Origin of the sequence: Hymenobacter baengnokdamensis (assembly GCF_008728635.1) — a bacterium.
In the GTDB taxonomy this organism is placed as follows: domain Bacteria; phylum Bacteroidota; class Bacteroidia; order Cytophagales; family Hymenobacteraceae; genus Hymenobacter; species Hymenobacter baengnokdamensis.
Genome location: NZ_CP044285.1, coordinates 1,010,704 through 1,030,918, shown reverse-complemented (window position 1 = coordinate 1,030,918; position 20,215 = coordinate 1,010,704). Strand labels below are relative to the sequence as shown.

At 60.7% G+C, this 20,215-nt stretch carries 21 protein-coding genes; 12 read left to right on the top strand and 9 right to left on the bottom strand.

What is annotated here, in order from left to right; all coding sequences use genetic code 11:
* Window positions 1–88: 88 nt before the first annotated feature.
* The 4 genes from odhB to F6X24_RS04345 all read right to left on the bottom strand — a co-directional run bounded on the left by odhB (window position 89) and on the right by F6X24_RS04345 (window position 5,510).
* Window positions 89–1,747 (bottom strand): 2-oxoglutarate dehydrogenase complex dihydrolipoyllysine-residue succinyltransferase, encoded by a 1,659-nt coding sequence (gene odhB / locus F6X24_RS04360; protein WP_151086797.1) that lies wholly within the window; start codon window positions 1,745–1,747, stop codon window positions 89–91.
* A 37-nt stretch (window positions 1,748–1,784) separates the two neighbouring features.
* The gene (locus F6X24_RS04355) at window positions 1,785–2,192 is read right to left on the bottom strand and encodes a HEPN domain-containing protein (protein ID WP_151086796.1); all 408 of its coding nucleotides are present in this window, start codon (window positions 2,190–2,192) and stop codon (window positions 1,785–1,787) included.
* Window positions 2,179–2,502: a nucleotidyltransferase domain-containing protein gene (locus F6X24_RS04350; protein ID WP_151086795.1), complete on the bottom strand. Its 324-nt coding sequence runs from the start codon at window positions 2,500–2,502 to the stop codon at window positions 2,179–2,181. The genes F6X24_RS04355 and F6X24_RS04350 overlap by 14 nt, the downstream gene beginning before the upstream one ends.
* A 71-nt stretch (window positions 2,503–2,573) precedes the next feature.
* Complete coding sequence (locus F6X24_RS04345) at window positions 2,574–5,510, bottom strand: 2-oxoglutarate dehydrogenase E1 component (RefSeq protein ID WP_151086794.1); 2,937 nt, start codon at window positions 5,508–5,510, stop codon at window positions 2,574–2,576.
* Window positions 5,511–5,961: 451 nt separating this feature from the next.
* On the opposite strand from F6X24_RS04345, the gene F6X24_RS04340 reads away from it, so the two are divergent.
* Entirely contained in the window at window positions 5,962–6,639 is a 678-nt protein-coding gene (locus tag F6X24_RS04340) for an RlpA-like double-psi beta-barrel domain-containing protein (RefSeq protein ID WP_151086793.1), read from the top strand.
* On the opposite strand, the gene F6X24_RS04335 is transcribed toward F6X24_RS04340, so the two are convergent.
* The 3 genes from F6X24_RS04335 to F6X24_RS04325 all read right to left on the bottom strand — a co-directional run bounded on the left by F6X24_RS04335 (window position 6,615) and on the right by F6X24_RS04325 (window position 9,470).
* Window positions 6,615–7,805 (bottom strand): L-dopachrome tautomerase-related protein, encoded by a 1,191-nt coding sequence (locus F6X24_RS04335; protein WP_191906456.1) that lies wholly within the window; start codon window positions 7,803–7,805, stop codon window positions 6,615–6,617. The two genes, F6X24_RS04340 and F6X24_RS04335, sit on opposite strands and share 25 nt — an antisense overlap.
* A gap of 122 nt (window positions 7,806–7,927) precedes the next feature.
* The gene (locus tag F6X24_RS04330) at window positions 7,928–8,944 is read right to left on the bottom strand and encodes a hypothetical protein (protein ID WP_151086791.1); all 1,017 of its coding nucleotides are present in this window, start codon (window positions 8,942–8,944) and stop codon (window positions 7,928–7,930) included.
* 124 nt (window positions 8,945–9,068) lie between these two features.
* Window positions 9,069–9,470 carry a hypothetical protein gene (locus F6X24_RS04325; protein WP_151086790.1) on the bottom strand — a complete coding sequence of 134 codons (402 nt, stop codon included), beginning with the start codon at window positions 9,468–9,470 and terminating at the stop codon, window positions 9,069–9,071.
* A 150-nt stretch (window positions 9,471–9,620) separates the two neighbouring features.
* Between F6X24_RS04325 and F6X24_RS04320 the strand changes: the two genes are divergently transcribed.
* From F6X24_RS04320 to F6X24_RS04310, 3 genes are all read left to right on the top strand, one after another.
* Window positions 9,621–9,980 (top strand): hypothetical protein, encoded by a 360-nt coding sequence (locus F6X24_RS04320; RefSeq protein ID WP_151086789.1) that lies wholly within the window; start codon window positions 9,621–9,623, stop codon window positions 9,978–9,980.
* 107 nt (window positions 9,981–10,087) lie between these two features.
* Window positions 10,088–10,717, top strand: a complete 630-nt coding sequence (locus tag F6X24_RS04315; protein WP_191906455.1) for an RNA polymerase sigma factor — start codon at window positions 10,088–10,090, stop codon at window positions 10,715–10,717.
* 64 nt (window positions 10,718–10,781) lie between these two features.
* Window positions 10,782–11,858: an energy transducer TonB gene (locus tag F6X24_RS04310; RefSeq protein ID WP_151086787.1), complete on the top strand. Its 1,077-nt coding sequence runs from the start codon at window positions 10,782–10,784 to the stop codon at window positions 11,856–11,858.
* A gap of 87 nt (window positions 11,859–11,945) precedes the next feature.
* Here F6X24_RS04310 and F6X24_RS04305 read toward each other — a convergent pair whose 3' ends face one another.
* Complete coding sequence (locus F6X24_RS04305) at window positions 11,946–13,013, bottom strand: proline iminopeptidase-family hydrolase (RefSeq protein WP_151089513.1); 1,068 nt, start codon at window positions 13,011–13,013, stop codon at window positions 11,946–11,948.
* A gap of 272 nt (window positions 13,014–13,285) precedes the next feature.
* Between F6X24_RS04305 and F6X24_RS04300 the strand changes: the two genes are divergently transcribed.
* Window positions 13,286–14,743, top strand: a complete 1,458-nt coding sequence (locus F6X24_RS04300) for an aldehyde dehydrogenase family protein (protein ID WP_151086786.1) — start codon at window positions 13,286–13,288, stop codon at window positions 14,741–14,743.
* Between the two features lie 53 nt (window positions 14,744–14,796).
* Here F6X24_RS04300 and F6X24_RS18865 read toward each other — a convergent pair whose 3' ends face one another.
* On the bottom strand, window positions 14,797–14,973 hold the full coding sequence (locus F6X24_RS18865) for a hypothetical protein (protein WP_191906454.1): 177 nt from the start codon (window positions 14,971–14,973) through the stop codon (window positions 14,797–14,799).
* 168 nt (window positions 14,974–15,141) lie between these two features.
* Between F6X24_RS18865 and fumC the strand changes: the two genes are divergently transcribed.
* The 7 genes from fumC (at window position 15,142) to F6X24_RS04265 (ending at window position 20,195) form a co-directional block, all read left to right on the top strand.
* Complete coding sequence (fumC, locus tag F6X24_RS04295) at window positions 15,142–16,551, top strand: class II fumarate hydratase (protein ID WP_151086785.1); 1,410 nt, start codon at window positions 15,142–15,144, stop codon at window positions 16,549–16,551.
* Between the two features lie 141 nt (window positions 16,552–16,692).
* Complete coding sequence (locus tag F6X24_RS04290; RefSeq protein ID WP_151086784.1) at window positions 16,693–17,304, top strand: hypothetical protein; 612 nt, start codon at window positions 16,693–16,695, stop codon at window positions 17,302–17,304.
* A 74-nt stretch (window positions 17,305–17,378) separates the two neighbouring features.
* Window positions 17,379–17,978 (top strand): GNAT family N-acetyltransferase, encoded by a 600-nt coding sequence (locus tag F6X24_RS04285; protein ID WP_191906453.1) that lies wholly within the window; start codon window positions 17,379–17,381, stop codon window positions 17,976–17,978.
* Window positions 17,971–18,363, top strand: a complete 393-nt coding sequence (locus tag F6X24_RS04280; RefSeq protein ID WP_229725345.1) for a diacylglycerol kinase family protein — start codon at window positions 17,971–17,973, stop codon at window positions 18,361–18,363. The genes F6X24_RS04285 and F6X24_RS04280 overlap by 8 nt, the downstream gene beginning before the upstream one ends.
* Before the next feature lie 62 nt (window positions 18,364–18,425).
* Entirely contained in the window at window positions 18,426–18,887 is a 462-nt protein-coding gene (locus F6X24_RS19070) for a DUF6970 domain-containing protein (RefSeq protein WP_229725343.1), read from the top strand.
* Between the two features lie 45 nt (window positions 18,888–18,932).
* Window positions 18,933–19,424 (top strand): DinB family protein, encoded by a 492-nt coding sequence (locus F6X24_RS04270; RefSeq protein ID WP_151086782.1) that lies wholly within the window; start codon window positions 18,933–18,935, stop codon window positions 19,422–19,424.
* 159 nt (window positions 19,425–19,583) lie between these two features.
* Window positions 19,584–20,195, top strand: a complete 612-nt coding sequence (locus F6X24_RS04265) for a thioredoxin family protein (RefSeq protein WP_151086781.1) — start codon at window positions 19,584–19,586, stop codon at window positions 20,193–20,195.
* The last annotated feature ends 20 nt before the right edge of the window (window positions 20,196–20,215 follow it).

Here is a 20,215-nt window from a genome sequence, read left to right as displayed (position 1 = left end):
CCACCCGAAAAGGCTGATGCAGGAGCCATAAAAAAGGCGGCGGCCTCCGGGTAGAGACCGCCGCCTTTTGCAGCAACTATGCGGGAGCTTACACGCCCAGCAGCAGGCGGGTCGGGTCTTCGAGCAGCTCTTTTACACGCACCAGGAACGACACCGACTCGCGGCCGTCAATTACGCGGTGGTCGTAGCTCAGGGCCAGATACATCATGGGGCGGATGACGACCTGGCCGTTCTCGGCCACCGGGCGCTGAATGATGTTGTGCATGCCCAGAATGGCCGACTGCGGCGCGTTGATAATCGGGGTACTCAGCATCGAGCCGAAGATGCCGCCGTTGGTGATGGTGAACGTACCACCCGTCATCTGCTCGATGGTGAGCTTGTTGTCGCGGGCCAGGCCGGCCAGGCGCACCACTTCCTTCTCGATGCCCTCAAACGACAATTGCTCGGCGTTGCGAATCACCGGCACCACAAGGCCTTTGGGCGCCGATACGGCAATGCTGATGTCGCAGAAGTCGGAATACACGATGTCGCCGCCGTCTATGTAGGCGTTCACGGCCGGCCACTCCTGCAAGGCTACGCACACCGCCTTGGTGAAGAACGACATAAAGCCCAGGCCCACGCCGTTTTTCTCCTTGAACTTGTCTTTGAACTTGGTGCGCAGGTCCATAATGGGCTGCATGTTCACCTCGTTGAAGGTGGTAAGCATGGCCGTCTCGTTTTTCACCGATACCAGGCGGCGGGCTACCGTCTTGCGCAGGTTGCTCATGCGTTCGCGGCGCTGGCCGCGCTCACCGGCCGGGGTAACCGGCACCGACTGGCTGGCAGCCGGGGCGGGCGTAGCCGCCGGAGCCGGTGCGGCAGCCGGCTTAGCCTGGGCATTCTGGGCGTCTTCCTTCGTGATACGTCCGTCGCGGCCCGAGCCGGCTACGTCGGCCGGGCTGATACCTTTCTCGCCCAGGATTTTGCCGGCAGCCGGCGAGGGCACGCCCGTGGCGTAGGTGCTGGCTCCGCCGCCAGTAGCCAGCGCGGCAGCCGGGGCTGGAGCGGCCGGGGCACTGGCCGCCGGAGCCGGCGTAGCGCTGGCCGCGCCGCTACCGCCTTCAATGCGGGCAATGATGGTGCCGATGCCGATAGTCTCGCCTTCCTTCACGGCGTGGCGCAGCGTGCCGGTGCCTTCGGCGGGCAGCTCGAAGGTGGCTTTGTCCGATTCCAGCTCGGCAATTACCTCGTCGCGGCTAACCTGGGCGCCGTCGGGCTTCAGCCACTTAGCAACCGTTACTTCGGTGATGGACTCGCCCACGGCGGGGATTTTCATCTCTACCATACCGCCGCTGGGCGCGGGTGTGCCAGCTGGCGCACCGGGCGTAGCCGGGCTGCTGTCGGGGCGGTCGGCGGGGGTGCCGCCGTAGCCGGCCTGGTCGCTGGCCTGGGGGTTTTCCTCGCCTTTGTTCAGCGGGTCGGCCGCCGTAGCAGCGGGCGCGGCCGCAGTTGGAGGCGCCTGGCCATTGCCAGCCGCGCCGTCGAGCACGGCGATGACCGTGCCGATACCAATCGTTTCGCCTTCCGCCACGCGAATCTTCAGGGTGCCATCGGCCGCGGCGGGCAGCTCAAACGTGGCCTTGTCCGACTCCAGTTCGGCGATTACTTCGTCGCGCTTCACGGCCTCGCCGTCTTTCTTGAGCCACTTGGCAATGGTGACTTCGGTGATGGATTCGCCAACGGCGGGGATTTTGATTTCGGTGGGCATGGGCAACGGGTAGTAGATTGAGCGTCTGAAGTAATTCTTAAATTAAAAAGGCCTGGGCCAGCGGGCGCAGCTTCGTGCGAAAACGGTACATCATGGCTAGCAAGTCAGCCGTGGTAAAATCGGGTGTATCATCGTTTTCATAGCGCCACTTCACAGCGAAAGCATTGAGAATGGTAGCAGCCGAAACATCGTCGTGGTCAAACGCCACTTGCCCACCCAAATCAGTGGCTAAGCTCGTTAAATCATGAATGAACGGAGCCGGCAATCCGTGCAGGAGCAGTACGGCCTTCAAATATTTTTCTGCCGCCTGCTGGCAGCTGAATCCGATGCTTTCATAGAGGTGCGGCGCGTGCTGCGACAACGACTCAGCGACTGCTACGTCGCGGTCGGCCGCACGGAGCAGCGTATGCACGCGCTGCTGCGTAACTGTGTTAGGCTGCTGCATACAAAAGTCGGCCTTTGTGCACAGCTTCGGCTTCCACGGTAAAAACCCGCGCTACTGCCGCGCTCAATTCCTGCGGAGTGCGAACAAATATATCCATCGGTGGCATTGGCCCGCCCCATAGCAAGTGACGGATGGTCAAATCACGCTCAATGGAGCGTGTCTCCGCATCCTGCTTGATAATGAGCAAATCCAGGTCGCTGTCCTCCGTCGGCTCGCCGTAGGCATACGAGCCGAACAGAATTATCCTGTCCGGCGCGTAGCCTTCGACGATGCGGCGCACCACGGCCTGGATTTGCTCTTCGGTTATCATGACCGCAGATTTAACGGATTTAACGGATTTCGTGGATACGCCCGCGACGCGGGCTGACTATGCTGGCGGGGTTAGTCTTGCTTTTTAGCTACTGCGTTGGTTGCCTTGATTTGCTCGTCGGCCACCGCTTCCTTGGGCTTGTCGAAGGCGCGGGCCACGATTTCCTTCTGCTCTTTTACGTGCACCTTGTTGTAGCCGGTGGCGGGCGAAGCGGAGGGCTTGCGGGCCACCACGTCTTCCAGCTCGCGGCGCATAAAGCGCAGCAGGTAGTTCCAGTAGCCCATGTTCTCGGGCTCTTCCTGCGCCCAATATATCTTGGCTTTCGGATATTTGGCCAGCTCCGCGTCCAGCTGCTTTTTGGGGAAGGGGTGCAGCTGCTCCAGGCGCACGATGGCTACGTCCTTGCGGTCGGACTGCCGCTGCTCGTCGAGCAGGTCGTAGTAGACTTTGCCCGAGCACAGCAGCACTTTCTTCACCTTCTTGGCCTCGGCGAAGCTGTCGCCCAGCACTTCCTGGAAGCGACCACTGGTGAAATCATCCACCGGCGACACGCACAGCGGGTTGCGCAGCATCGACTTGGGCGACATCACCACCAGCGGCTTGCGGAAGCTCCACGTGAGCTGGCGGCGCAGGGCGTGGAAGAAGTTGGCCGGCGTGGTGATGTTGGCTACCACGATGTTGTTCTCGGCGGCCAGCTGCAGGAAGCGCTCGGGGCGGGCGTTGGAGTGCTCGGGGCCCTGGCCCTCGTAGCCGTGGGGCAGCTGCATCACAATGCCGTTCATGCGCTGCCACTTGCTTTCGCTGCTCACCACAAACTGGTCAATCATGGTTTGCGCGCCGTTGGCGAAGTCGCCGAACTGGGCTTCCCAAATCACGAGGGCCGTGGGGTTGGCCATAGCATAGCCAAACTCAAAGCCCAGCACCGCATACTCGCTCAGCAGCGAGTTGAAGATATTCAGCTGCTCGTGCTCACCACTCATATTATTGAGCGAGTTGTAAGGGGCCGACGTTTCGGCATCGTGCAGCACCGCGTGGCGGTGCGAGAACGTGCCGCGCTGCACGTCCTGGCCACTCACGCGTACCGTGTGGTTTTCGCTCATCAGTGAGCCATAGGCCAGCAGCTCGCCGGCCGCCCAGTTGAGCACGCGGGTTTCGTAGAACATCTTGCGGCGCTCCTTCAACAGGTTATCAATCTGCTTGATGGGCCGGAAATTCTCCGGAATCGTGGTCAGGGCCTGGGCTACGCGCTCCACGGTTTCGGCCGAAATCCCGGTTTCGGGCGACTGGTCAAAGTCTTCGTTCGTGGAGCGGCGCAGGGTGCGCCACTCGTTTTCGAGCGCCTGGTACTTATACGGCAGCGGCTGCTGCTTCACCTGGTCGAGGCGGGCTTGCAGGGTGTCGCGAAACTCGCGGTCCATCTGGTTGGCCAGTTCGGCATCCACGTCGCCGCGCTGCACGAGCGTGGCATTGTACACCTCGCGCGGGTTGGGATGCTTCGAGATGACGTTGTAGAGCGTGGGCTGGGTAAACTTGGGCTCGTCCGACTCGTTGTGACCGTGGCGGCGGTAGCACACCATGTCGATGAAGATATCGGCGTGAAACTGCTGGCGGTACTCGGTAGCCAGGCGCACCGCGAAAACTACCGCCTCGGGGTCGTCGCCGTTCACGTGAATCACCGGCGCGTCGATAATCTTGGCCAGGTCGGTACTGTAGATGGACGAACGGGCGTCCTCAAAATCAGTGGTAAAGCCGACCTGGTTGTTAATCACGAAGTGAATCGTGCCGCCCGTCTTGTAACCTTCGAGCTGCGACATCTGCGTCACTTCGTAGCCGATGCCCTGGCCGGCCAGCGCCGCGTCGCCGTGGATGAGAATGGGCAGAATCTGGTGGTAGTCGCCGCCGTACTGGTGCTCAATCTTGGCCCGCACGAAGCCTTCTACTACCGGGTTCACCGCCTCCAGGTGCGAGGGATTGGGTGCCAGCTTCAGATTCACTTTCTGGCCGTTCATGGCCTCCACTTCCGACGAGTAGCCCATGTGGTACTTCACGTCGCCGTCGCCCATCGTGAGGTCGGGCGTGGCGGTGCCCTCAAACTCCGAGAAAATCTGCTCATAGGTCTTGCCCATAATGTTGGCCAGCACGTTGAGGCGGCCGCGGTGGGCCATGCCAATCATCACTTCCTTCACGCCCAGCTCGGCGCCTCGGTTGATAATGGCATCAAGGGCCGGAATGGTCGTTTCACCACCCTCCAGCGAGAAGCGCTTCTGCCCCAGGAACTTGGTGTGCAGGAAGTTTTCGAAGACTACAGCTTCATTCAACTTCTTGAGAATGCGCTTCTTGTAGTCTACATCGGGGTTGAAGGCCAGCGCGCCGTGCTCGGCTTTCTGCTGAAACCAGTCGAGCACCTGCGGGTCGCGAATGTAGGTATACTCGAAGCCTACCGTGCCGGCGTAGATGCTCGTGAGCGCCGCCACAATCTCGCGCAGCGTGGCCTGAGTGCCCAGGCCCAGCTCCTCACCCTGGTGAAACTTGCTGTCCAGGTCGCTGTCGCTCAGCCCGAAGTCGGCCAGGTTGAGGCGGGCCTGGCGGTCTTTGCGCTCGCGCACCGGGTTGGTTTTGGCCCGCAGGTGGCCCCGGCTGCGGAAGGCGTGGATGAGGTTGCGCACCGCCGTTTCCTTGTCGCCGGCTGCTGCGCCCTGGGCCAGGCCCGGAGCATTATTGGTGGAGGCGCTGGTATTGAGCACGCCATAGTCGTCGGGCTGCGGCACGGGGCCGGGCGCGGGCGAAGCGGCGGTTTTGGGCGCGCTGCCGTTCGTCGCCGGCGCCGCGCCGTTGGTAGCCGCGCCGGGTATTACGGGCGCACCTTCCGGAAACTGCTGCGAGAAGTCGAACCCTTCAAAGAACTTCCGCCAGCCAAAATCGACGGACTCGGGGTTGTTTCGGTACGCCTGATAGAGCGTTTCGATGGCCGCCGCGTCAGCGTTGGCAATATAAGAGTAGGTATCCATGGCGGGAATCTGAAGGGACGACTGAGTTGATGCAAAAGTAAAGTAGCTGACAATAACCCTAAAACCTACATTCGACTACACAAATTTATTTGTCAGTCAAGCAGATAAAACAAACTGGGCTTCTCACTCCTCCACTTAAGTGGCCAATTTAGTCAACCCGGCCTGCATTCAGGCCTGCGGGCAGCTGGGTTGTCTGCTAAATACGCCCGCTTGAAATTGCTAAAAAGGCAGGCTTTTTTACTTAAACCCCTCAGGCTTTGCTGGCGGAAAGGTGGTATTATTTTGCCAAAGACCCGCGCCTACGGACGCTCACGGCGAGCCCGATTGGATAATTTATTTTTCTGTAACTATTGCATGTGGCTCATCGTTAATGCCTTTCTGCCCAATCGGCAGCGTTTATAGAATGCTCATCCCGCCCGGCTAAAGTGGCGGCAAAATCAATTGCTATTCGATGGATAATGCTAAAATTATAATCAACGTTTTGCTAGCGGCCGTGACGATACATGCCCATCATCACATTAAAACGAGTGCCGGGGCGCACCGGGTGGCCACCTTTCTCACTACCGAGGGCCATAAGCGCCTGCTCATGCCCCGAACCGCCCAAAAGCGGACTCGCCTGGCCCGGCCACTCACGTATACCGTAACGGCCACCGCGTATCAGGCCGAAGTGGGCCAGACTGACGACGAGCCGTTTATAACGGCCGACAACTCGCGCATTAAGCCCCGCTACAGCAGCAAAATGCGCTGGATGGCTCTCTCTCACGACTTGCTGGCGCGCTGGGGCGGCCAGTTTCAATACGGCGACAAGGTACAGGTGACGGGCATATCGCCCGAGCTCGACGGAATATATACTATTCACGATACGATGAACCGGCGGCACCGCCACTGTATGGATATCCTGACGCATCGCCGCGAAAAGCTGGACATCTTCACGAAAAACGTTAAAATTCAGCTTGCTTACCGGCCCCCGGCAGCAATGCCCGCTTCTACTGCCCCAGACCGGGTTGCCGACAAGCCAATGGCCGGCCTCAGGCTTGGGGGAAGCACAAGGCCGGCCAGACTTAGCTCGCGCCGCGGGCAGATTTTCAAGGGAAAACCCGATTACTATTTTGCCAGCGCCATCTTGTAGATGCGGAACGGCTCGCGGGGCTGCCCTACGCCTTTGTTCCAATGCGGCGTTTTGTGGATAGCCGACGTGGTAAAATACATCGTATTGCCGTCGGGGTCCCAGCTAAACGTATCGGGCCATTCGAGGCGGGCTTCTTTTACTACCGTTTCAATTTTGCCGGCGGGCGTGCGGCGCAAAATCTCCCCGTTTTCGAAGCCGGTCAGGTATAGATTATTCTTGCTGTCGATTTCCATGCCATCGCAGGCGGGCGCGTCGCCCAGCTTCTCAACCTGGCCCGACAGCTGCGCCTCGCTAAGCGCGGCATTGCGCAAAGCCGCCGTTTTGATGCGGTAGAGCGAGTGGCCCGACAGCGCCCGGTAGTAGAGATACTGGTTGTCGGTGCTTAAGGCAATGCCATCGGCCTTAAACTGGCCGGGCTTACCCTGCGGGTCGTACAGGGCCTTGCCCTTAGCCTTGGTAATAAAGCCTTTATCGGGCAGCGTGGAAGGCTGCTTAGCCAGCAGCTGCCGCGACTTTGTGGTTTTCAAATCGACCACTACCAGCGCGCCCGTGCCCGAATCGGTGAGGTAGGCGTAGCTATTTTGCAGGTCGATGCGCACGTCGTTGAGGTACGAGCGGCGCGGGGCCACACTTTCAGGGAAGAGAATAGTCTGAAGTACCTGGCCGGTTTTGGGGTCGGTTTTGACCAGCTTGGGGCCGCCGGGCACCGTAAACTTGAGGCCGGGCGCGGCGGGGTCCACTATCCACAGCATACCCTGCTTATCGACGTAGCCGGCCTGCGGGCAAATCCAGTGCTTCTGGGGCTCGGCTTTCACCGAGTCGTTCCACATGCACCAGCCGGCATCGGGGTAAGGCGCGAGCGTATTATTGGCCCCAACCAGCGCCACCGGAAACGTCGGGTTATAATCCCAGCGCGGCGAAATGGCGAAGACCTTGCCGCCCGGCGCTACCGCTACGCCCGTCACCTGCGGGTCGGTAAATTCGGCCACAACAGTAAGCGGTGAGCCGGCCGGCGCGGAAGCAGGCACATGGGTAGCCGTCGAGTCGGCGGGAATGGTGCCGCGCGGCCGGTCGGCGTGGGCCGTGCCGCCCGAGTTGCAGCCGCCCAGCAGCAAGCCCAGCGCCGCAACCGGCGCAGCGGCGAGCATAGAAATTCTCTTCTTCATATAGTAAAAAATTAATAAACAAACCCCCGGCTCCATGGGTGGGGCCGGGGTTAGCATACGGCCGGGCTGGGGCCGCTGTTTGGTTTGCAGAAAAGTTACCTCCTCCGCAGATGCCTCATTTTTCAGCTTTTGTAGGTCAGTACTACCAGCTGCTCGGCGGCTTCGGCGGCCGACTGCGGGGCGCCGGCGGCATTGTAGAGCAAGCTCAGCGGCTGGAACGGGTTACGCAGGATAATTTCTTCGGTGAGCCCCCAGCGGTGCCAGAGCCCGGTAAGCGTGTGGCCGTAGGCGAGGTTTTCCCAGGGGCTGAAAATAGTTGAGGTCACATCGTCGATTAGCGCGTCGAGCACCAGCTCGGCACCGGGCGCATCGGCGGGCGTGGGCCGGCGCGGATAAATATCGGGCACCACCCCCAGCAGGTAGGCCGCGTAATACGTCCGGGCCTTAAACTCCGCCAGCTGGGCCGGATGCAGGGGGCGCTGCGCATCGGCTGTTACCTGGCGCATGGCTTTGCCAATGAGGCCAATATCAATGAGCGTAGCCACGACCACCGCATTACCCATCTTTACACTGAAAACCAGCGTATTGAGGTCGTCGTCGTACTCGAACGCCGGCGCGTCGTAAGCAGCATCGGCCTCAAGCACAAAGACGGAGCCCGGCACGAAATCGGCGTAGTCGGTAGGAACGCGCAGCCCTTGCAGCAGCTGAAAAAACGTGCGAAAGCGCTGCACCAGCTGGGCATTTTCCGCCAGCGGGTACTGGGGCTTGATAAGTGGCTCCTGCTGCTGAAGCAGCTCCGTGACAAAGATGCCGTAGAATATTTTGCCGACCCACTGCCACAGCTGGGCGGGCGGCAGGGCCCGCAGCGCGGCCGGGCCGGCCTGGGCCGCGGCCTGCACCCTGGCCTCCAGCGCAGCGAGGCGCGGATGCAGCGCGGGCGCAAGCGGCAGGCGCAGGGCCGCGTAGGTAGTCTGGCTCTGGTCGAGCAAGTAAATGGGGCGGTCGGCCAGGTCATAAGCAGCTTGCAGCCACTCCGGAAATACCGCGATAGTATCGTGGGGCCCAACGGGCTGACCGGTAAGAAAGCAGCGACCAAGGCCGAACTGCATTCCCTCAAAAGGGTCGTAAAGGGTAATCATAGCGCATCTGCTTAGGCGCGCAAAGGTCGGGCACCAACGGCCGGAACGCACGACGGCCTACCCGGCCCCACTGGCAGAGTACCCGGCGTGCACTGCATCGGGGGCCGGATGGGCCGCCGCGCTACTACCGCGAAAGCAGGTTGCTGGCCTTGATAAGTACCTTGCTTAAGTTATGCAGCGCCGCCGAATAGCCATTGGCCGACTCGTCGGCTACCTTGGCAGCTTCGGCGCCGAGGCTGGCCAGGATTTCGGCAATTTCGTGGCCCTGGGTGTCAGAAGCACTCAGCGCTTCGCGTAACACCTTGATTTCCTGCTTAATCTTAGCCAGGCCGGGCCGGTCGCTTGCCGCCAGCACAGTTTCCCAGCGCTCCAGCTCCCGGAGCCCGGTGGCGCCATCGGCATTGGGCAGGCCGTGGCCAAGCAGGCTGAGGGTGTCGGTAAGCAAAGCCGTATTCTGCTCATCGCTGACGTGCAGCTGAACTTCGGGAGCGGGTGGGGTGTGCGGGGTCGAGGCAGTAGAGTCCATGAGCGAAATTTGTGCGGAAAAGAATAGATTAGCTGGCTATACTTGAGCCACTACAAAAAAGTTAGTTCATGGCCCAACGGCCACGGTTACTTTTAGTCGGCCAAGATGAAAAACCGCCTTATTTCTCATTTACTCCGTTTAAATTTTTCCATGCACCTTTTCCCAAAAGCCCTGCTGACGGTACTTATTGGCTTAGCAGCTACTGCCTGCACTTCAACTGACAGCCAGACTACAACCAAGGATGACGGCACGACCACCACTACTACCCGCCAGACTACCGACGGGCTCGATGCGGCGAGCGCGAAGCTGGACCAGGCCGCTGCCAGGCTGGACAAGGCGGGCGATAAGCTGGACGCCAAGCTGGAGAAGGCCGGCGACAAGCTCGATGCTGCCGGGGCTAAAGCGGAAGCTAAGCTGAAAGAAGCCGGCGCCAAGCTGGATGCCCAGCTAAGCGCGGCCGGCAACAACCTGGGCACTACCCACAAACGGGCGCAGCAGCGAGCTAAGTAAGCCTACCCCGCTAGCCCGCGAGCCAGCCCACTGCGCCTACGGCCTGCCCGCGAGGCCTGGGTTATTCTCTGAACGCCGGTCGGGCGCGGCAGGCGTACTTTGCCAGCGTGTTGTTTCGCCGCCGTGCCACCGTTGTTTCTGCTACCGCACTTTCCGACCAGGAAGTGCTGGCTCGCTACCGCCAGGGCGGCAACGTAGCCGAGCTGGGTATTTTGTACGAGCGCCACCTGCCCGAAGTATTTGCGGTGTGCCGCCGCTACCTGGCCCCGCCCGACGAAGATGCCCAGGATGCGGCCATGCAGCTATTTGAGCAGCTGGTCGGGAAGCTGCGCACGCATAGCCCCGACAACTTTCCGGCCTGGCTCTACGCCACGGCCCGCAATTTTTGCCTAATGGAGCTGCGCGCCCGGCAGCGCGGCACGGCCAGCGGCGGCCCCCTGCTGCTGTTGCCCGATGCCACCGATGTGGAAATGGCCGCCGCCCGGCATCTACCCAGTGCCGAGGCCGAGGCCGAAGAAGCCACCCTGCACGAAGCCGACCTGCAGGCCCTGGAGCTGGCCCTGAGCCAGCTACCTGCCGAACAGCGCCGCTGCCTGGAGCTGTTTTATTTGGAAGAAAAATCGTATCAGGAAATTGGGGCCGCGACTGGGCTGGCTCTCAACCTCGTCAAAAGCCACCTTCAGAACGGCCGCCGTATGCTCAGGCGCGAGCTGGAAAAAAAAGCTGCGCCTGAGTAGCGACAACGAAAGCATTACCTCCTGACCCCCACTTCCTGCTTTTTAACTTTTACTTACACTAAAAATGCTGCCTACCAACCCGCTGCTCAACGCTACTGCTCCGGCCGGTGCCCACCTGCCAGTGGCATTACTGCGGCAGTACGCGGCGGGTTCGCTGGCCCCGGCCGCGCAGCACCGGGTCGAAGCGCACACCCTGGCCTGCCAGCGCTGTGCCGATATCCTCGACGGCCTGCTGCAAACGCCGCCTGCCACCACCGACCAGGCGCTGCAGCAGCTGCAGCAGCGCCTGCGCAAGCGCGTGCTACAGCAGGCAGCCCCGGCCCGGCAGCAGCTGGGGTCGCGGCAGCACCGGTGGCTGGCTCCGCAGCTGGCAGCAGCGGCTACTCTGCTGCTGGGCCTGGTGGCCGGCGGCTGGTGGACCTGGCAGCAGCGCTACCTCACGCCGGGCCAACCGGTTACGGAACGGAACGGCCCGGTTGCGACAACTCCTGCGCCGGCAGCACGCGTCGCACCAACTGTTGCGACCGGGGTACCCCCGGCTGAGCCAATTAGCTCCACAGTGGCGACAGCAGTAGTCGCTGTACCTGCTGCCAGGCATCCAGCCGCACAAGGCAGGCACCGGGCAGGAATATATAAAAAAGAAGATGTTCTTGCTCGGCGCCAACCCGCTGAAAGCCAGCCCCTGGCAAGCGAGGCTGTAGCCGCCGCGCCTACGCAAGCACCGGCTTTGGCCGTGGCACCCGCGGATACCGCTACGCTCGCTATGCATACCCGCCGCCTGGCAGTCGCCAAAGCTAACCCCGCCTCCGAACCGGCACTGGTACACGACGCAGCTATGCCAGCCGGCCCCAGGGTACTGCCGGTGCCGGCCGGTGGCTACCCGGCCCTGCGCGAAAAGCTGCGGCACGATGCCGCCAGCTTTCAGCCGGAAACGCCCGAACCCAAACTAACCGGTACGGTAAAGCTGAGCCTGACCATCGGCGCTGATGGCAAAATACAGCAAGTCAGTGTGCTACATGGCCTGCGCGCCGACTACGACGCCGAAGCCCAGCGCCTGGTGTGCGAAGGCCCGGCCTGGATACCCGGCATTAGCAGCGGCCGGCGGGCCGCCCAGGTAGTGGAGGTAACAGTTCCTTTTTAACAGCACTAAAAAGCCGTGGTAACGCTCACTTTCTGTTCCGGCTTCCAGAACAGGATGAAGCATTACCCCGGCTTTTTACATTACTTTTTATAGCTTGGTGCCGGGCTTAAATGAGCCATCATCTACCGACTTGAGGAAGGTAATGAAGCCTTTCATGTAGGTCTGCTGGTCGTCGTACATGCTCATGTGGCTGCCCTGGGGGCATATGAGCGAGTTGCCATTTTTGACCTGGGTAGCAATCCAGGCCATGTGGGCCGGGTCCATGGTATCGTACTTGCCACCGATGCTGAGTACGGGCACCGTCAGCTTGGGCAGGTCCTTGGTACGGTCCCAATTGACAAGCTTGCCGGCTACGCCGAACTCGCTGGGGCCCTGCATGGTCACGTAGAGCGACTTGTTGAGCTTGCCCATTGAGCGGGTGATGGGCTCGGGGTTAGGCACGATACGGCACAGGTGCTGGGCGTAGAAATTGGGCTCCAGCAGGCCCATGTAGCGCGGGTTGTCGAAATCTTTTTTGGCTTCGATTTGCCGGATTTCGGCCAGCACCTCGGGCTTCATCTGCTTGGCCAGCACGTCTTCGGCATATTTGCCGTAGGCCGGGCAGCTCATCATCATATTGCTAATAATGAGACCTTTGAGATTTTGCTGGTACTTGAATGCGTACTCGGCGGCCAGGATGCCACCCCACGAATGCCCCAGCAGGTAGAAGTTATCCTTATTGAGATTCAGAGCCTGGCGTACCTGCTCTACTTCCTCTACGTAGCGCGGCAGGCTCCACATGGAGGTATCGTGGGGGTTGTCGGAGTTGCCGCAGCCGAGCTGGTCATAGTAGATAAACTCTATATTCTGCTGCGGCAGAAAGCTTTCCATGCACTCGAAATACTCGTGCGTGGCGCCCGGCCCGCCGTTGAGCAGCAGCACCTTGATTTTCGGGTTGTTGCCGAAGCGCTTGGTCCAGACGTTGAACTTACCCTTGGGTGTGGTTATGGGAATAACCTGGATGCCACCCGTTTTCACGCCCGCTTCGGGAGCCGGGAAATAGGCGACGCCGGTTGAGGTAGTGGCCGGGCTGCCGGCGGGGCCAGATTGGCAGGCGGTAAGTAAAGCGGTAGCGCACAGCGCTCCGCAGGCCCAGCGTAAAGTAGCAGAAAGCATCATGAGTAAAAAGCAGCCGCCTGAAAATGAACGGTGCGCCAAGCTAGCACGCATTTAGGAGAACGGCCGAAAAGCCGGGCCGCCAGCCCGCAGAAATTCTTGCTTTATAGCTGAACAAGTCGCCCTTTAAGCTGCAAACTCTCTGCGCTTCGGGCTGCGTTAGCCTTTCGATTTATAAACAAAAGCCTATTTAATCTGATTTACCTCCCACCATTTTAGTTAACTGGCGCGGCCCTCAGCTGTCCATCCTCACCTCTTCTTTTCCACAACTTATGCAACCTTATCAAGAGCTGAACAAGCAATTTATCGATGGCGTCTGGCGCGACGGCCAGGAGCAGGACGTTATTCAGGATATAAACCCCTACGACAACTCCGTGCTGCTCGACATCAAATGTGCGGGCCTCAATGAGCTGAACGAAGCCTATGAGGCCGCCCGGCGCGCCGGCGTGGCGTGGGCGGCGCTGCTACCTCAGGAGCGCCGCGATGTTCTGCTGAAAGCCGCCGACATTTTGCTTCAGCGCAAAGACGAGTTTGCTCACTGGATAGCGCAGGAAGCCGGCGGCGCCCACGCCAAAGGCGAGATTGAGGTGATGCTGGCCCGCGAGGTAATTCTCGAAGCTTCGTCCTTCCCAAGCCGGCTGCACGGGTTTATTCTGCCTTCCAGTACGCCCGGCAAGGAAAGCCGCGTGTACCGCAAGCCCCTGGGGGTCATTGGCATTATCAGCCCCTGGAATTTTCCGGTGCATTTGTCGATGCGCTCCATTGCGCCGGCGCTGGGCTGCGGCAACGCTATTGTGGTGAAGCCCGCTTCGCAAACCCCGGCTACGGGCGGCACCCTGCTGGCCAAGCTATTTGAGGAAGCCGGCCTGCCCAAAGGTGTGTTCAACGTGGTCATCGGCAAGTCGTCGACCATCGGCGATGCCTTCGTAACGCATCCTATTCCGAAGCTTATTTCCTTTACCGGCTCGACGCCGGTGGGCAAAGGCATTGTCAAGCTGGCTGGCGAAAGCCTGAAGAAAGTAGCGCTGGAACTGGGCGGCAACAACGTTTTTATCGTGCTCGAAGATGCGGATATCGACTTGGCCGTAGCCGCTGCCATGATGGGCAAGTTTATGCACCAAGGCCAGATTTGCATGGCCGTGAACCGCTTTCTGGTGCACGAGGCGGTATACGACGAATTTCGCGACAAGCTGGTGGCCCGCACGAAGGCGCTGAAAGTAGGCGACCCGCGCGACCAGGCTACTGACATCGGCCCGCTCATCGATGACAAGCAGGTGCAGCGCATTCAGAAGGATATGGCGGAAAGCGTAGCCCAGGGTGCCAAAATTGAGTGCGGCGGCCAGGCCGAAGGCGCGGTGCTGCACCCAACCGTAATGAGCGGCGTGCGCAACGATATGCCTATCGCACGCAACGAAATCTTTGGCCCGGTGGCCGTGCTCATTCCCTTTAAAGACGACCAAGAAATGCTGAAGCTGGCTAATGAGCTGGACTTTGGCCTGAGTGGGGCGCTGCACACCCGCAACGTAGACCGCGGCGTGCAGCTGGCCCGCCAGGTAGAAACCGGCATGATTCACGTCAACGACCAGAGTGTCAACGATGAGCCCAACGCCCCGTTTGGCGGCGAGCGCGAGTCGGGCCTGGGTCGCTTTGGCGGCGAATGGGTAATGGACGAGATGACCCGCGTGCAGTGGGTAACCGTGCAGCACGAGCCCCGGCAGTACCCCATTTAACGGCTTAACGGCAGTGTTGTAGCGCGAACTACAAAGTTCGCGCTACAACAAGGCTAGCCGCTGTAGCCACCGCCGCTTTCGGGCTCGGTGGCACTGCCGCCAGCCTTATCGGGGGCAGGCAGGTCTGGCTCGGTGTGGATTTCGAGGTGGCTATAGTCCGGAACACCATTGCCTTCGGTAGGTACTGGCGGCTCGGTAGGCGGGGCGGAGGTGGCAGGGGGCTGGTTCATACAGAAACTGATTACTGATTGGGGGTCTGGTCCCTACTCACCAGTCTGACAATGGTAGTAAGACGGAATAGCTCTACGGCTGCGCGCGGGCCATGGCCGCCCGCACCGGCCGGGCGGCGTACTTTTGCCCCGTTGTTAGCAGTAGTTTCCCATCCCTTTCTAGCTCAAATGACCCAGTTCCGCACCGAAAAAGATACTATGGGCCAGGTGCAAGTGCCCGCCGACGCCTATTGGGGCGCCCAAACCCAGCGTAGCATCGAGAATTTTCCGATTGCGCAGGACATCAATAAGATGCCCAAGGAGATTATCCGCGCGTTTGCCTATCTCAAAAAAGCGGCGGCCCTTACCAACGAGGAAGCCGGCATATTGCCCACCGATAAGGCCCAGCTTATTGGCCGGGTATGCGATGAAATCCTGGCTGGTCAGCTAGATAAGCAGTTTCCGCTGGTGGTGTGGCAAACCGGCTCGGGCACCCAGAGCAATATGAACGTGAACGAGGTGATTGCCTACCGCGGCCACGTGCTGCACGGCGGCCACCTGGCCGATGCCAAGAAGTTTCTGGCTCCCAACGACGACGTTAATAAGTCGCAAAGCTCTAACGACACCTTCCCGACGGCCATGCACATCGCGGCCTACAAGATACTGGCTGAGAATACAATACCAGGCATTGAGGAACTGCGCGACGCGCTCAAAGCCAAGTCGGAGCAGTTTATGCACGTCGTTAAAATCGGCCGGACCCACTTCATGGATGCCACGCCGCTGACCTTGGGCCAGGAGTTTTCGGGCTACGTTTCGCAGCTCGACCATGGCCTGCGCGCCATTAAGAATACCCTGCCGCACCTCAGCGAGCTGGCCCTGGGCGGCACGGCCGTAGGCACGGGCATCAACACACCTGCTGGCTACTCCGAGAACGTGGCCCGGCACATTGCCGAGCTGACGGGCCTGCCCTTCGTCACGGCCGAAAACAAGTTTGAGGCCCTGGCCGCGCACGACGCCATTGTGGAAGCCCACGGTGCGCTTAAGACTGTGGCCGTGAGCCTGCTGAAAATTGCCAACGACATTCGGATGCTCAGCAGCGGCCCCCGCGCGGGCATTGGTGAAATCTCGATTCCCGACAACGAACCCGGCTCCAGCATCATGCCCGGCAAGGTTAACCCTACGCAGTGCGAGGCCCTGACGATGGTCGCCGCCCAGGTAATGGGCAATGACGTGGCCATCACGGTAGGTGGCTCGATGGGTCACTTTGAGCTCAACGTGTTCAAGCCCATGATGATATATAACTTCCTGCACTCAGCCCGGCTTATCGGCGATGCGTGCTCGTCGTTTACAGATAAGTGCGCGGTGGGTATCGAGCCCATTTTGCCCAATATCAAGAAGCATGTCGATAGCAGCCTGATGCTCGTGACGGCCCTCAACCCGCACATCGGCTACTACAAAGCCGCCGAAATTGCCCAGACGGCCCACAAAAACAACTCGACACTGCGGGAAACCGCCATTAAGCTCGGCTACGTCACGGCCGAAGAGTTTGACCAGTGGCTGAAGCCCGAGGACATGGTGGGCGAGATTAACGTGGGCTAGCCTGCTCATCGGACAACTTTCTCTGAAGAAGAACGTCCTGCTGAGCCTGTCGAAACCTCTCTCCCGCGCCGCCAGGGTCGTTCGGGAGAGAGGCTTCGACAGGCTCAGCAGGACGTTCTTTATTTTGTTGATTAGCTAATCATGCGCTGCCACCTGTTTTTCAGCCTCTTTATAGCCGCCGCCCCGCTGCCTGGCCGGGCGCAGCTGGCCCAGGCGGTGCCCGTCGATTCGGCTACGGCCCGGACCGCCCTGGCGGGGGCAGCCCAGCGGTTTCCGAAATTTTACCAGACCTTGCGAGCTGTCCAGCAGCACGATACGTTGCTGCGGCGGTTTGTGGTAGTGCGCTCGGCACTGCCGCTGGCCACCCCGGCAATGGCTTTTCCCAACGGGGCCGTGCGCCTCGACCTGCGCTACCTGCAACACTCCCAGCCCGGCTTCGACGACAACCGGCTGGTGGTAGTGCTGTACCACGAAATCGGGCATTTACACTACTTCCGCACGGTGGCGCCGGCCAGCCGCACCCCGGAAGCCAGCGAGCGGGCTGCGTTTGATTACTCGCTGCTGAAAACGCGCGAGCTAGCTGACGCAGGCGACTGCAAGCCCTTGCAAACGGGGCTGTATTTTATGCGGCTGCGCAGCCAGTCGGCCGATATAGCCGACCCGCACGTGCAGGCGTTAAAAAGCCTGGTGCGCGAGCCTGCCTACGCCAACTACCAGCGCTACGTGGCCGAGCATTGCGCGGCGAGCCGCTAGACTGGGGGCAGACTGGTTAGCCAGCTACCGCTATTTTCGTTTCGTTTTTACGCTTCTTTCTCTACTTTACTGCCGTGCCTTTCGATTTCGAACAAACCCTCGTGCTGGAAAATAGCCGCGCCCGGCTGCGCCCACTCGAAGCCACAGACTTTGAAGAGCTGAAGGCGGTGGCGTTTACGCCTGAGCTGTGGGAGTACACGCTCAGCCGCGCCGACGACACCGTAAGTCTGGCGGCCTACATTACGGCGGCAGGCCAGGCGCGGCAGGCCGGGCTGCGCTACCCGTTTGTGATAATCGACCGGGCCACGGGGCGGCTGGCGGGCAGCACCAGCTACTACAACCTCGACCCCGACAATCAGAAGCTAAGCATTGGCTACACCTGGGTAGGCACTGATTTTCAGCGCACCGGCCTCAACCGGGCCGCGAAGCACCTGCTGCTGTGCCATGCTTTCGACCAGCTGGGCTGCGAGCGCGTGGAGCTGGAAACCGACAGCCGCAACCTGAAATCGCAGCAGGCCATGCGGCGCATGGGCGCCACCGAGGAAGGCACGCTGCGCAGCCACCGCCTCACGCAGGGCAACTTCCGGCGCGACACCAAGATTTTCAGCATCCTCCGGCCCGAGTGGAACCAGCTGCGCCACAGCGTTTTTGCCGAGTTCGACGCCCGTGGCTAGCCCTGCACCCCCACCCGGCCTGCTGCGCCGCCGCGCGGCCAGCTTTGGCCATGCCCTGCGGGGGATTGGCGCGGCCCTGCGCTCCGAGCTACACCTGCAGTTTCATGCCGTGGCAACGGCCGTTGTGCTCGGGCTGGGGCTATATTTTCGGCTGCGGCTAAGCGAATGGGCGCTGGTAGCGCTGGCGGTGGCCGGCGTGTGGGCAGCCGAGCTGTTTAATACCGCTATCGAAACCCTCACCAACCTGGTATCGCCCGACTACCACCCGCTGGCGGGGAAGGCCAAAGATGTGGCGGCGGGCGCCGTGCTGCTGGCCGCGCTGGGCGCGCTGGTGGTGGGCGCGCTGCTGTTCGGACCTAAAATCTGGCTTCTGCTGTCGCGCTAACTATTCGAAGCCATTGGCGTAAGGACACAGGATTTTACGTTAGCTTTTTACCCATTTTCGCTATGCGCCGTTTGCTTATCCCTTTTACCGCGCTGGCCTTGCTACTGAGCGCATGCCAATCAGACGTAGTCGTGAATACGCCCACTACGCCGCCCTCCGAAGGCTTTGTGAGTGAGCCCGATACGCCGGCGCCCACCAGCACCAACACCACCGACCCCGTAGCGGCCCGTGACATGCGCCTCGACAGCACGGCCCGGCCGCTGTGGCTGCGGCAGCGCATTGAAAGCATCCTGGCCACGCGCAAGCGCAATCCGATTATCCGCATCACGCGCTATGAGTATGAAGGCCAAACCGTTTACTATGAGTCGGCCCCCTGCTGCGACCAGTACTCGACCGTTTATGATGTAAAAGGCCAGATACTATGTCACCCCGAAGGCGGCATCACGGGTAAAGGCGATGGCAAGTGTGCCAACTTCGACAAGCGCAAAGCCAACGAGCAGCTGGTGTGGCAAGACCCCCGGTGAGCCGGCTACACTGCGAACAACCTCTCTCAATCTTCCTCTCTTCCAATGATTAATACGATTGCCAAGCTCGGCGCTTTCAACGTGTGGGCCAACGAAACGCTGCTGCGCCGCCTCGACTCTTCGGTAGCGGCCGGCAAGGAGGCCCCCCAGGCCGCGCTGCGCATTTTCAGCCACGTTATCAATGCCCAGGCTATCTGGATTGCCCGCCTCAGCGGCACTCAAAGCCCCCTAAAAGTGTGGCAGGAACACGACCTGGCCGGCCTGCACTACTGGCACGAGCAAACCTCGCGGCACTTTCAGCAGCTGTGTGAAACTGCCGACGATACGGAGCTGAACCGCCATATCCAGTATTCCAACTCGCAGGGCGATGCCTTCGACTCCCAGGTGAGCGACATCCTGACCCACTGCGTAGTGCACGCCAGCTACCACCGCGGCCAGGTAGCTACCAAGATGCGCGAAGCCGGCCTGGAGCCAGTTAACTCCGATTTTATTACTTACTGCCGCGAGATAAGCGGGCAGGTGCAGCCGCAGCTGTAAGCGGGCGCCGCTTCGCCTGCTTTCAGCTTACCGCTTCTACGACCGCCCTATCCTTTTAGTGGGTAGCTGGTTCTACCACTTGTTCCTTCGGAGGGCCACCCGCTTGGGTGGCCTTTTCGTTGGAGTTACTTACCGCTACTTTTCTGGTTTATCAAGTACATGCCTGCTTCCACCTCTCCCGTTCTTACTGCCGACCAGCTGGCCACCGGGCTCAGCTACCCTGCTTATCGCCAACAGATTGCCGAAGCGCTGGCTCAGGCAAACCCCGACCCGCAGCAGGCTAAAATGCTGCCGCACTACCGCGAAGGGGCCGACCGCATGGACCGCGTGGCGCCAACCGTGGCGGTGCTGCCCGAGCTGCAAGCCGCGGTAAACCGGCTTACGCAACACTACCTCTGGGCAATTATTACCGAAGGCTGGTGCGGCGACGCCTCCCAGACGGTTCCGGTTTTTGAGGCCATAGCCCAGGCCAGCGGCGGCCACCTCGAAACGCGGTACTTTTTGCGCGACTCGCATCCCGACCTCATCGACCGCTACCTTACCAACGGCGGCCGGGCCATCCCGATTGCCATTTTCCTGCGCGCCGACTCGCTCACCGAAGCGGGCGTGTGGGGCCCGCGCCCGGCTCCCCTGCAAACCATTATGCAGGAGCTGAAAGCCCGCGACACGCCTTTCAAAGAGATTGTTACCCAGGTGCATGCCTGGTACGACCAGGATGCGGCCCGCACCACCCAACACGAGCTGCTGCCGCTGATACAAAGGCTTTCATAACTCATTGTATTTTTAATATA